This window comes from Thalassospira sp. NFXS8 (assembly GCF_040148805.1).
Classification (GTDB): Bacteria; Pseudomonadota; Alphaproteobacteria; order Rhodospirillales; family Thalassospiraceae; genus Thalassospira.
Window position 1 is genome coordinate 137,799 of the sequence record NZ_JAGEMF010000002.1, and the last position, 12,005, is coordinate 149,803.

Annotated in this window: 16 protein-coding genes; 13 read left to right on the top strand and 3 right to left on the bottom strand. The window is 53.4% G+C overall.

Features of this window, described 5'->3' with window-relative positions:
• Positions 1-189: 189 nt before the first annotated feature.
• Both hslU and hslV read right to left on the bottom strand, forming a co-directional pair.
• Positions 190-1,500 (bottom strand): ATP-dependent protease ATPase subunit HslU, encoded by a 1,311-nt coding sequence (hslU, locus tag J4E05_RS09930; RefSeq protein WP_349594968.1) that lies wholly within the window; start codon positions 1,498-1,500, stop codon positions 190-192.
• Positions 1,501-1,585: 85 nt separating this feature from the next.
• The gene (hslV, locus tag J4E05_RS09935) at positions 1,586-2,155 is read right to left on the bottom strand and encodes an ATP-dependent protease subunit HslV (protein WP_085587394.1); all 570 of its coding nucleotides are present in this window, start codon (positions 2,153-2,155) and stop codon (positions 1,586-1,588) included.
• A gap of 221 nt (positions 2,156-2,376) precedes the next feature.
• Between hslV and hisB the strand changes: the two genes are divergently transcribed.
• The 9 genes from hisB to J4E05_RS09980 all read left to right on the top strand — a co-directional run bounded on the left by hisB (position 2,377) and on the right by J4E05_RS09980 (position 7,768).
• The gene (gene hisB / locus J4E05_RS09940; RefSeq protein ID WP_349594970.1) at positions 2,377-2,976 is read left to right on the top strand and encodes an imidazoleglycerol-phosphate dehydratase HisB; all 600 of its coding nucleotides are present in this window, start codon (positions 2,377-2,379) and stop codon (positions 2,974-2,976) included.
• Between the two features lie 86 nt (positions 2,977-3,062).
• Positions 3,063-3,503 (top strand): DUF2628 domain-containing protein, encoded by a 441-nt coding sequence (locus tag J4E05_RS09945; RefSeq protein ID WP_349594973.1) that lies wholly within the window; start codon positions 3,063-3,065, stop codon positions 3,501-3,503.
• Entirely contained in the window at positions 3,500-4,150 is a 651-nt protein-coding gene (gene hisH / locus J4E05_RS09950) for an imidazole glycerol phosphate synthase subunit HisH (RefSeq protein WP_349594976.1), read from the top strand. Before J4E05_RS09945 ends, hisH begins: the two co-directional genes overlap by 4 nt.
• Positions 4,147-4,701: a GNAT family N-acetyltransferase gene (locus J4E05_RS09955; RefSeq protein ID WP_085587714.1), complete on the top strand. Its 555-nt coding sequence runs from the start codon at positions 4,147-4,149 to the stop codon at positions 4,699-4,701. The genes hisH and J4E05_RS09955 overlap by 4 nt, the downstream gene beginning before the upstream one ends.
• Positions 4,698-5,426, top strand: coding sequence for a 1-(5-phosphoribosyl)-5-[(5-phosphoribosylamino)methylideneamino]imidazole-4-carboxamide isomerase (gene hisA, locus J4E05_RS09960; protein ID WP_085587386.1), 729 nt, complete (start codon positions 4,698-4,700; stop codon positions 5,424-5,426). The genes J4E05_RS09955 and hisA overlap by 4 nt, the downstream gene beginning before the upstream one ends.
• 15 nt (positions 5,427-5,441) lie before the next feature.
• Positions 5,442-6,203 carry an imidazole glycerol phosphate synthase subunit HisF gene (hisF, locus tag J4E05_RS09965; RefSeq protein WP_349594979.1) on the top strand — a complete coding sequence of 254 codons (762 nt, stop codon included), beginning with the start codon at positions 5,442-5,444 and terminating at the stop codon, positions 6,201-6,203.
• Positions 6,204-6,284: 81 nt separating this feature from the next.
• Positions 6,285-6,617, top strand: coding sequence for a phosphoribosyl-ATP diphosphatase (locus J4E05_RS09970; RefSeq protein WP_349594982.1), 333 nt, complete (start codon positions 6,285-6,287; stop codon positions 6,615-6,617).
• Between the two features lie 36 nt (positions 6,618-6,653).
• Positions 6,654-7,025 carry a histidine triad nucleotide-binding protein gene (locus tag J4E05_RS09975; RefSeq protein WP_085587380.1) on the top strand — a complete coding sequence of 124 codons (372 nt, stop codon included), beginning with the start codon at positions 6,654-6,656 and terminating at the stop codon, positions 7,023-7,025.
• Positions 7,026-7,288: 263 nt separating this feature from the next.
• A complete protein-coding gene (locus J4E05_RS09980) occupies positions 7,289-7,768 on the top strand; it encodes a DUF6314 family protein (protein ID WP_349594985.1) in 480 nt (159 codons plus the stop codon).
• Here the strand turns inward: J4E05_RS09980 and J4E05_RS09985 are convergent.
• Positions 7,765-8,727, bottom strand: a complete 963-nt coding sequence (locus J4E05_RS09985) for a LysR substrate-binding domain-containing protein (protein WP_349594988.1) — start codon at positions 8,725-8,727, stop codon at positions 7,765-7,767. The genes J4E05_RS09980 and J4E05_RS09985 overlap by 4 nt on opposite strands.
• A gap of 111 nt (positions 8,728-8,838) precedes the next feature.
• On the opposite strand from J4E05_RS09985, the gene J4E05_RS09990 reads away from it, so the two are divergent.
• From J4E05_RS09990 to J4E05_RS10005, 4 genes are all read left to right on the top strand, one after another.
• Positions 8,839-9,258 (top strand): VOC family protein, encoded by a 420-nt coding sequence (locus J4E05_RS09990; RefSeq protein WP_085587376.1) that lies wholly within the window; start codon positions 8,839-8,841, stop codon positions 9,256-9,258.
• A gap of 325 nt (positions 9,259-9,583) precedes the next feature.
• Positions 9,584-10,528, top strand: coding sequence for a 2-hydroxyacid dehydrogenase (locus tag J4E05_RS09995; RefSeq protein WP_349594991.1), 945 nt, complete (start codon positions 9,584-9,586; stop codon positions 10,526-10,528).
• Between the two features lie 273 nt (positions 10,529-10,801).
• Positions 10,802-11,290, top strand: coding sequence for a GNAT family N-acetyltransferase (locus J4E05_RS10000; protein ID WP_349594994.1), 489 nt, complete (start codon positions 10,802-10,804; stop codon positions 11,288-11,290).
• Between the two features lie 313 nt (positions 11,291-11,603).
• Positions 11,604-11,942, top strand: coding sequence for a phosphoribosylpyrophosphate synthetase (locus tag J4E05_RS10005; protein WP_349594997.1), 339 nt, complete (start codon positions 11,604-11,606; stop codon positions 11,940-11,942).
• Positions 11,943-12,005 lie beyond the last annotated feature (63 nt).

Genomic DNA, 12,005 nt, shown 5'->3' on the forward strand with positions numbered 1-12,005 from the left:
CTGATCATCAAGATTTACCAGAAATGCAAGCTGGTAATCCCGCCTCTAATAAGTCGGCGGGCGGCGCCGTCGCGCCTAACCAGCTCCCCATAAGTCTTCCTCACAGAGAACTGATATAAACCAAAAGGCCGGAGCATATGCTGCCCCGGCCTTTTACGGTCGATCACGGATGGCAAGTTACCCCGCCAATCACAAAATGAATTTCGACAGATCGGTGTTTTTCGAAAGCTCCTCGACCTGATCGCGCACATATTGGGCATCAATCTTAACGGTTTCACCCGAGCGGTCGGTTGCGGTGAAACTGATTTCATCAAGCAGCTTTTCCAGAACCGTATGCAAGCGGCGCGCACCGATATTTTCAACCGTTTCATTCACACTGGCCGAAATATGGGCGATTTCGTCAATCGCATCATCGCTAAATTCCAGCGTGACAGCTTCGGTTCCCATCAAGGCAATATATTGCTTGATCAGGGAGGCTTCAGGTTCAAGCAGGATGCAGCGGAAATCGGCTTCAGTCAGGGCTTTTAACTCAACCCGGATCGGCAAACGGCCCTGCAATTCCGGCAGCAGATCGGATGGTTTGGACAGATGAAACGCGCCCGAGCAAATAAACAGCACATGGTCGGTTTTAACGGTGCCGTGTTTGGTGGCAACCGATGTGCCTTCGATCAGAGGCAGCAAATCACGCTGCACGCCTTCGCGTGAGACATCGCCACTGCGTTCGGACCGCGCGGTGATCTTGTCGATCTCGTCAAGAAAGACAATGCCGTTCTGTTCAACATTCTCAATCGCTTCAGCGGTCACCTTGTCCATATCGAGAAGTTTGTCAGATTCTTCCTCGATCAGGCGCTCAAAGGCTTCGGCAACACTCATGCGTTTGGGTTTGGTCTGGCCGCCAAAGGCTTTACCAAACATGTCCGACAGGTTCAGCATTCCCATTTGTGCGCCCGGCATGCCTGGCACATCAATGGTCGGCATCGAGGTCGAGGCACTTTCCTGTACCTGAATCTCGATTTCCTTGTCCTGCAATTCGCCTTCGCGCAGCTTTTTGCGGAATTTCTGCCGGGTTTCCGCCGAAGCATTGTCGCCAACCAGACTATCAAGGATCCGTTCTTCGGCCTGCAATTCGGCCTTGGCGGTAACCTTGCGTTTCATGGTCGTGCGGGTCAGGTCGATGGAAACTTCCAGCAAATCACGAATGATCTGTTCCACATCGCGGCCAACATAGCCGACTTCGGTAAATTTGGTCGCCTCGACCTTTAAAAACGGCGCATCGGCCAGTTTGGCAAGGCGGCGGGCGATTTCGGTTTTACCCACCCCGGTCGGGCCGATCATAAGAATATTTTTCGGCAGGACTTCGCCGCGCATCGGTTCTTCAAGCTGTTGGCGACGCCAACGGTTACGCAACGCCACCGCAACGGCGCGCTTGGCGTCTTTTTGTCCAATAATGTGGCGATCAAGTTCTGAAACAATCTCGCGCGGGCTGAATTGCTGTGTCATGTATTTCCGGTCCGGTTTTTGTACCGCAATGATCCCCGTAATGAGCAATCATTGCGAAAAATGATGAACGTCCCAGGGTCAGGGGCTAGGCGACGTCCTTTGCCTCATCGATTTTTTCAAGCGTGACATTGCCATTGGTGTAAACACAAATTTCACCGGCAATTTTCATGGCCCGACGGGCGATTTCCTCGGCATCCATGTCCTGATCGATCAGGGCACGGGCCGCCGACAGGGCATAATTCCCGCCCGAGCCAATGGCGATAATGCCGTCTTCAGGCTCAAGCACATCCCCCATGCCGGTCAGAACCAGCGAAATATCACGGTCTACCACCGCCATCATCGCTTCAAGGCGGCGCAGGTAACGATCCGTGCGCCAGTCCTTGGCCAGTTCAACACAGGCACGCATGGTTTGGCCGGGGTGGCGTTCCAGTTTGGCTTCCAGCCGTTCAAGCAGGGTAAAGGCATCGGCGGTGGCCCCGGCAAAGCCGACAATAATGTCCTGCTTTGCCCCAATGCGGCGCACCTTGCGGGCGTTGCCCTTGATCACGGTCTGGCCCAGCGACACCTGGCCATCCCCGGCAATCACCACCTGATTGCCCTTGCGAACGGAAAGAATCGTCGTGCCGTGCCAGCTTTGCTGCGATTGATCGCTCATAAAAACTTCCTGAAATTGGCCTTAACTTATCCGATCAAGAGTTAGCACGTAGAAAGTCAGGGTCAAGGGGCAGGGCAAGGCCCGGCGCTAACAGTGTGTTGTTTTTAACCCTTTATGATTTTTGCGGCCATTGGGTATGCGGTTAAACTGGCAATTGCGGTGCGATGTTGCTAAATAACCACCTAACAGACGCATTGATTTTGCAGGAAAGGAGCCTTTGCATGCGCAAGGCCCGCGTAGAGCGCAACACCAACGAAACCCAAATCACCGCCGAGGTTAATCTTGACGGCACTGGCATCTATGATGTGCAGACCGGTGTGGGTTTTCTGGATCACATGCTTGAACAGCTTTCACGCCATAGCCTGATGGACCTGACCGTTCGTGCCAAAGGCGACCTGCATATCGATTTTCACCATACCACCGAAGATGCCGGCATTGCGATTGGCCAGGCCTTTGCCAAGGCGCTGGGCGATAAAAAAGGCATCTGCCGATATGGCAGTTGCCTGTTGCCAATGGACGAGGCCCTGACCCGTGTGGCACTGGATATTTCCAGCCGGCCTTACCTGATCTGGAATGTCACGTTTAGCCGCGACAAAATCGGCGATATGGATACCGAACTGTTTCGCGAATGGTTTCAGGGCTTTGCCCAGGCCGCCGGGATTACGCTGCATGTAGAAAACCTGTATGGTGAAAATAACCACCATATTATCGAAAGCTGCTTTAAGGCTTTGGCCCGGTCCCTGCGCGAAGCCATCGAAATTGATGCGCGCAAGGCCGATGCCATTCCGTCGACCAAGGGCGTTCTGGGCGGATCATTATAACCCGACCTGTGTATTTTGGGCCTGATCATCAGGCCACAATAGCCCAATGCCCTTGATACGGTTTTGGGACGAAAGTCTGAATTTCGATGAAGGTTTATACCGTCCATATCCACCCCGGCCATGCTGATCCGCTTGAGGATGCTGTGCTGATCCGTGAAGGTTTCAATTTCTGGGCATTTATCTTGTCCGGCCTGTGGGCGCTGTATCACCGGCAATGGCTGGCATTTATCGGCCTGCTGGTGGTGTCGATGCTATGCAATATTGCGGTAGAACTGGCCAATGGCGGCCCGGAAATGGACTTTTTACTGGCCCTTGTCACCGGCATCGGCTTTGGCCTGATCGCCAATGATTTGCGCCGCCGCAAACTGGCCCGTCAGGGCTGGAAAATGGTCGATATCATTGCCAGCCCCAATGAAGCCGGCGCCCTGCACCGCTTTATCAGCACAGCAGTCACCGCCCCGAAAATAACCCCCGGCGCTGTTTCATCCTATCATTCGTCCTATAACGGGAGCATCCCCACCCCATGACCGTCGCGATTATTGATTATGGTTCGGGCAATCTGCGTTCATGCGCCAAGGCATTTGAACGCGCCGCCCGCGAAAACAACCTTGCCCTTGATGTGGTGGTCACCAATGATCCGCATCAGGTTAAGGCTGCCAGCCATATCGTGTTGCCCGGCGTCGGGGCCTTTGCCGATTGCCGGGCCGGGCTGGATGCTGTTGGCGGCATGGTCGAGATGCTCGAACAACAGGTCGTTAACGACGGCAAACCTTTTATGGGCATATGCGTCGGCATGCAGCTGATGGCAAAGGTAGGCCGCGAATTTGCCAATACCGATGGCCTTGGCTGGATTGACGGCGAAGTGGTTGCCATTGAGCCCAATGACCCGTCACTTAAAATTCCCCATATGGGGTGGAATGAACTGGTTCTGGACGATGCCGGTGCCAGTCACCCGGTATTGAATGGCATTGCCAGCGGCGACCATGCCTATTTTGTTCATAGTTTTCACATGAAAATCGCCACCCCGTCACAACGGCTGGCTTACGTGGATTATGGCACCGACATTACCGCCGTGGTCGGGCGCGACAACATGGTCGGCACCCAGTTTCACCCTGAAAAAAGCCAAAAAACCGGATTGACCCTGATCGGGAATTTCCTGGGATGGAAACCATGAGCGGACCCAGCGTCACCATGAACCCCAGCGTCTTTGCCGAACACGTGACCGAACTTTCGGCCGGCGATTTATCCGACATTGTTGATGCCTGCATTCAGGCAATTGTCGAAGGCGGCGGATTTGGCTGGTTAACACCACCTGGCCGCCCGGAAATGGAAAAATACTGGCGCGGCGTTTTGATCATGCCCGGCCGGCATTTGTTTGTCTCGCGCGTGGACGGGGTTATTTCCGGCGCGGCCCAGCTTTTGGAAACGCCTTCAAACCTGGAAGCCCAACGCCATTCGGCGCAAATTACCGGCCATTTTGTCGCCCCGTGGGCACGCGGGCGCGGCAATGGCAAGGCAATTGTCCGGGCGATTGAATATTTCGCCCGCCAGCAGGGCTACAGCGTTTTAAAGCTGGATTTGCGCGAAACGCAAACCGCTGCCATCGCCCTTTATCATAGCATGGGCTATGTCCGCTGGGGCATTAACCCCTATTACGCCATGATCGACGGCAAGATGGTCGAGGGCTATTACTACACCAAAAAAATACAGGAAACCGAGCAGTGAACCTTTATCCGGCAATCGATTTGAAAGATGGTGCCTGTGTGCGCCTGCTGCGCGGCGATATGGACAAGGCCACCGTGTTTAACAACGACCCTGGCAATCAGGCGGGCGAGTTTGTTGCCAAGGGGTGCCATTGGGTTCATGTGGTTGACCTGAACGGGGCCTTTGCCGGCGAACCGGTCAATGGCGCTGCGGTTGATTCCATTCTGGCCGCTGTTGGCGAACGTGCCAAGGTTCAACTGGGTGGCGGTATCCGCACCATGGACACCGTGGATTACTGGTTAAACAAAGGCGTTCACCGCGTGATTTTAGGCACAGTGGCCTTGCGCAACCCCGACCTGGTCAAGGAAGCCTGTGCCAAATGGCCGGGCCGCATTGCCGTTGGCATTGATGCGCGAAATGGTTTTGTTGCCGTTGAAGGCTGGGCCGAAACATCGGAAATTACCGCACTGGAACTGGCGCAAAAATTTGAAGATTGTGGCGTATCAGCCATCATCTTTACCGATATTGACCGCGATGGCGCCATGGGCGGACCGAATATTGAATCGACCGTTGCCCTGGCCCGTGCCATTTCCACCCCGGTCATTGTATCGGGCGGGGTTTCCTCGCTTGAGGATTTGCTGGCCGTAAAAGCCGAGGCCGATGCCGGCATCGATGGCGCCATTTCGGGCCGCGCACTTTATGATGGCCGCATCGAGCTGGCACAAGCCATTGCCGCGCTGGCATAACGACAGGAAGCCGACATGCTGAAAACCCGTGTGATACCCTGCCTGGACGTCAAAGACGGTCGCGTGGTCAAGGGTGTGAATTTTGTCGATCTGATTGATGCTGGCGACCCGGTCGAACAGGCCCGCATCTATGATGCCGAAGGGGCCGACGAGCTTTGCTTTCTTGACATCACGGCATCAAGCGATAACCGCGATACCATATTTGATGTCGTGGCCCGCACTGCAGAAGCCTGCTTTATGCCTGTCACCGTCGGCGGCGGGGTGCGGACCCTGGAAGATATCCGCAAATTGCTGCTGGCCGGGGCCGATAAGGTATCGATCAACACAGCAGCCGTGAACAACCCGGACTTTGTACGCGAAGCGGCGCGCAAGTTTGGCTCACAATGTATTGTGGTGTCGATTGATGCAAAATCCACCAGGCCGGACAAGTTTGAAATTTTCACCCATGGTGGTCGTAACGAAACCGGAATAGATGCTGTTTCGTTTGCAAAACAAATGACCGAATATGGGGCAGGTGAATTGCTGGTCACCTCGATGGACCGTGATGGCACCAAGTCCGGCTTTAACATTCCGCTGACCCGCACCATTGCCGATGCGGTATCTGTTCCGGTCATTGCATCAGGTGGTGTTGGTACTTTAGACCATATGGTTCAAGGGGTTACCGAAGGCCATGCCTCGGCTGTGCTGGCGGCATCGATCTTTCATTTTGGTACTTATCGCATTCGCGATGTTAAAAACCATATGAAAGCAGCCGGCCTTCCGGTTCGCGACGCATAATATTTCGAAAACATAACGTTTTTCGAAATAGTGTAGTTTATTCACTGTTTGCCAATGTTTGCCAAAGGGCAGGACGGGAAAATGACCAAAGCACTGGACGGCGAAATTCTTGACCGGCTGTACGTTACAGTTGCCGCCCGCAAGGGTGCCGACCCCGAAGAAAGCTATACCGCCAGGCTGTTTAGCAAGGGTACCCGCAAAATCGCCCAGAAAGTGGGGGAAGAAGGGGTCGAAACCGTGATTGCCGCCCTTGCCGAAGGGCCGGAAAATGTCGCATCCGAAAGTGCCGACCTGCTGTATCATTTGCTGGTGCTATGGGCTGATCGCGGCGTAAAACCCGAACAGGTCTGGGAAATTCTGGCAAAACGCCAGGGCATTTCAGGTATTGCCGAAAAGGCATCGCGTAGCGAATAATCCGGTTACATCCCGTCTGATATCAGGAGCCTTCCGATGGCCGTTAAAGAATATGATTCCGAAAACATTTTCGCCAAAATCCTGCGCGGTGACATTCCGTGCAACAAGATTTTTGAAGATGACCACGTCCTTGCCTTTCACGACATCGCCCCGCAGGCGCCAACCCATATTCTGGTGATCCCCAAGGGCGCTTACACCAGCTATGACGACTTCGCGATGAATGCATCCGACGAAGAAATTCTGGCCTTTACCCGCGCGATTGGCAAAATTTCGGCCGCTGCCGGTGTGGTTGAAGATGGCTATCGCCTGATCTCGAACACCCGCGAGCATGGCCGTCAGGATGTACCGCATCTGCATGTTCATATCATCGGTGGTAAAAAACTGGGCCTGATGCTGCCCCAGGACTAACCGGCACATGCTGGCGTGCCTATAGCACGCCAGTTAAGTCTGCTCTCACATCGGGTAAGGCGATATGCGGGTTTCGCTCCGCATCAAACCCTTACAACATTTCGAAATCAAAACAAAAATCAACCAATCCTGTGGAAAACCCGGATAACACGGTAAAAACCACGATATTGTCAAATCGATCTGGGGAAAACCGATTGATTTTAAATCACTTTTCCAAATATGCCATTTCCCCCTGCCGATGCCCCGAATGATGAAACCCCGAAATGTCGGTTAAACCTGAAATCGCCGCGCAACGCATTTTTACCAGCCTGACCGGGGATTGGACCCTGCGCCGGGCAATGGGCGAAATGGGTACTTTTGCCGGAACAGCCCGGTTCTTTGCCGCCCCTGATAGCCCAAAAAACAGCCTGCGTTACCGTGAAGAAGGAATGCTACAGCGTTTTGACGGGCAACGTTTTGAGGGCTACCGCGAATATGATTTCGTCTTGCGCGGGCAGGCGATTGAAATGCTGTTTCGTGATCCCGTCAGTTTTGGCAACCGCTATGTTTTGCTCGATTTTAACAATATTTCTGACAATGACGTACTTGCCGCACAAGACCACCATCCTTGCGGGGAGGACATGTATCATCACCGCATGTTCTGGCACCATGCAGATCATTTCGAAACCAGAATTAAAGTGGTTGGCCCGAAAAAGGATTATGAACTTCATACCCTTTATCACCGGGCACCCAAACAGGATTAGGGGACGTTAACCCCGGTGTTGGTGCCAGCCGTCTGCGCCAATGTGGCCTCGCTCAATAACCATTGGCGAAATGCCGTTATTTCAGGGTCATTTTGCCGGGTTTCATCGCAAATCAGGTAATAGGCGTCACTTGCCTGCAAACTGCCCTTTGCAACAATTTCCAGATCGCCCTTTGCCAATGCTGTTTCAATTAAAATACGCGGCAACAGGGCAATGCCCATGCCGCTTTTGGCCGCTTCGATCAGCATAAAAAAATGCTCGAACCCCAACCCCGGTTCGCCGTGAATGACCACATCATTGGCCAGGCCCCACTGATGCCACGCACGGGGCCGGGTGGTATGTACCAGCCGCGGATAGCGCGCCAGCAACGTTGCGCTGTCCACGGCATCGGATAGGTCTTTTTGGGCGATCAGGCCGGGGGCGGCAACTACAATCTGTTGTTCTTCGAGTATTTTAAAACTGGCAAATCCCGGCCAGTGCCCATTCCCGAAATATAGCCCCACATCCATTTGATGCACCCCCAGATCCGGCATGCGGTTTGGCGTGGCAAAGTTCAGCGACAGGGTTTCAATGACAGGCCGGATATGGGGAAAGGCGGTTTGAAACCGGGCCAAACGCGGGATCAACCACACAGTTGCCAATGTTGGCAAAGCGCCGATGACCAGTTTGCGATCCGCACCACCGTGGGTCAAAAGGTCCAATGTGGCGGCTTCAATTTCGTCAAACGCTTTTTGCAAAGCCGGTAAATAGGCCCGACCGGCATCACGCAACACCAGTTGCGGCCCGTTGCGATCAAACAGGGATATGCCCAGCCGTGCTTCCAGATTGGCAACCTGCTGGCTGATTGCACCGGGTGTCACGGCCAGTTCCGTTGCCGCACGGGCAAAACTGCCATGTCTTGCTGCGGCCTCAAACGCGCGCAAGGCATTTAACGACGGGGTGGCAGGGCGCAAAGCCATAACGATAGTTTTCCTATTGATATAATCAGAACTTCTGACTTTTTAGCCATTATCATTCTGATTTACAGTCATGACCAGCGATTACCGTTAATTTTTCTGGAAATTAAACCCATGCAAATTCCGCCGTTTCATTTGGCATTTCCAATTAAATCCATTGCTGATACCCGCACTTTTTACATCGATATTCTGGGCTGTGATGAAGGAAGATCGACCGAAAACTGGATCGATTTTGACTTTTTCGGCCATCAGCTTTCCGCCCATGTCCGCCCCGAAGCCGGGCAAAATGCAGGAACCGGCACAGTCGATGGCGACGCCGTACCAATCCCGCATTTCGGGGCAGTTCTGGAATGGCAACAATGGCATGATCTGGCAGACCGGTTAAAAAATGCCGGGATAACATTCTTGCTGGACCCGAAAATCCGCTTTGTGGGTGAACCCGGCGAGCAGGGCACGTTTTTTGTCACCGATCCCGCCGGAAACGGGCTGGAATTTAAGACATTCCGCGATCCGGCCATGATTTTTGCCCATTAACAAACATGCCCGGCTGTGACCATCCTGCCCAATAGCCGGTCACAGCCGGATTAAAGCTGCTTTTAGCACAGGGTTGATGCCGTGCATTCCTGGCCCCGGTTAAACACCAGACCGGGTTACACGCGGATGTAAAACGATATCAATATTTTAAACCGGTGAGGGCATGGCGCGACGGTGCCATCGCCTGTATTCTGCCCAAAGATAACCACCGCAAAACAGATAAATTGCCAAAAGCTGCATGTTTGGGGAACGCCGCCATCTGGCATGCGTTATAAATTGACACCCGAAACAACTAACAAATTAAAAACAAACAAGGAGAGCAGCAATGCCTGCGTCCGCCCCCTACAAAATCCTGATTGCCGCCCAAGGCGAGGAACAACGTTGGAAAGAGGCGATGACCGCCCGGCTGCCAGACGCCACCATTTATACGCAGGATGAAAATTACGACCCGGCCGAAATTGATTTTGCCATGCTTTGGAAACAGCCACAGGGCATGATGAAAAGCCTTGCCAATGTGCGCGGTATTTTCTCGCTGGGTGCCGGTGTTGAACATGTGTTATCCGCCCCGTTTCTGCCCAAAAATGTGCCCATCGTCCGCCTTGAAGATGCAGGCATGGCACAGCAGATGGTAGAATATCACACATATGCCGCCCTGCATTTCGTGCGTGATTTTGACCATTATATGCGCTCGCAAAATAATGGCGACTGGCACCCCCGCGATGTTGCCGAAATTGGACATTTCCGTGTGGGTGTGATGGGGTTGGGTGCCCTTGGTGCAACCGTTGCCACCCATCTTTCCAATATGGGGTTTGCCGTTTCAGGCTGGAGCCGGCGGATGAAAGCCATTGAAGGGGTAACAACCTTTGCCGGGGCTGAAACCCTGGATGAGTTTTTGGGCCAGACCGACATCCTGATTTGTCTGTTGCCACGCACCGGGCAAACCGAAGGGTTGCTTGATAGTGCGCGCCTGTCAAAATTGCCCGCCAATGCCGCCATCATCAATGCCTCGCGCGGGGCGATGATTGTGGAAGAAGACCTTTTGCGTCTGCTTGATACCGGGCATTTGCGCGGGGCCTTTCTGGATGTGGCCGTCAACGAACCCCTGCCGTCAAGCCATCCGTTCTGGAATCACCCCAAAATTCGCCTGACACCTCATATCGCTGCCGCCACCCGCATTGGCCCGGCAGTGGACCAGATTGCCGAAAATATTAGTCGCATCGACAAGGGGGAAACCCCGATTGGGCTGGTAGATCTGAATATCGGTTATTAAAAATCCCTGTTTGGTCGGGCGTGGCCCGGTTCATCCGGTTTCCTGGGGATTTTCCCTATTCTGCCTTTGTCCCCTGCCATATCCGGCATGGCAAACAGGACTATTGGGAAAAGGCCTTAAAGCCGATAAATACCCGAAGAAATGCTGATTTCACCCTGCAACCACGCTGGTTGCGGGGTTTTTTGTATTAAAATCGCCCCCCGTTTCCATGTGGCGGAATACCCCGATTTTTCGTAAAACACATCTAATCGCCAATATTTACAGGGGTTTTCCATGTCACAATCACCACAATCAGCATTACCGGTTTTTCGTTATGCCATCCGCGCCGATTTACCCGCCATCGTCGCGTTGCTTGCTGATGATGAAAAAGGAAAAACCCGCGAAAACTTTACCAATCCGTTGCCCGATGTTTATGGCAATGCCTTTGATGCCATGGAAGCCACCAGTACCGATGCCTTGCCCAACAAGTATTTACTGGCAATTATGGACGAACAAATTGTGGGATGTCTGCAACTGACCCTGATCCCCGGCTTGTCCCGTCAGGGCCGGTTACGGGCGCAGATTGAAGGGGTGCGAGTATCGTCAAATTATCGTGGGCAAAAAATTGGCGAGGCCATGATTTTACATGCCGTTAATATCGCCCGCGACCTTGGCGCATCGCTAATGCAGTTTACCACCGATAAAACCCGCGCCGACGCCCACCGGTTTTATCAACGCCTTGGATTTGTCGCCAGCCACGAAGGCATGAAACGCGAGCTTTAAACCCTGTGCCAATCCGGCCGGTTCCTGTTCTTGCTTCCCCAAAACCCGGTTTACCTTGCAGGCATCCAATACACTGGCAGAGCATTGCCACAATTCAGGTGCAGGATGTCAGCCTGTATCAAGGTCTGGCGAAAAAACTTCGCAAGGCCGGATCAGGTGGAAATGTACCTAGTTGCAGCTGATATCAAAGGCCGGGTATCCACACCATAGCTTGCCAGTTGGCCCCTGATAACGGGTTAGTTTGCAGTGCCGTTTTTGCGCAATGCACCCCGGTAGGGCCGGGACCCCGGCAATAAAGCCGGGAACAGACGCGATGCTGCTACGTTTTAAAAGCACATCGCATCAGACCAAGGAGAGCATGATGAACCTGTCAGAGTTACAAGACAATGCAGTCGAACATGGCTTCACCCATAGTTTTGTTTGCACCGAAAGCGGTGTCAAACGGGATGGCGACGGGCCGGTATACCCGGTCTCGGATCTTCGCATCGTGCATAGCAACAGTGTTGATACCGGCACTGACCCCGGTGATGACGCCACAATTTACATGATCGAAGCCAGCGACGGCAGCAAAGGTACCCTGATTGTACCGGCAGGTTTTTATGCTGATCCGGCCAAGGCAAAAATCATTGATCAGTTGCTTCATCGTCACTAGAGGCAACATCTGGCAACATCACAACAGGTTGCAAAAACCTGTCGTCATGCCTGCGGCCCGGCC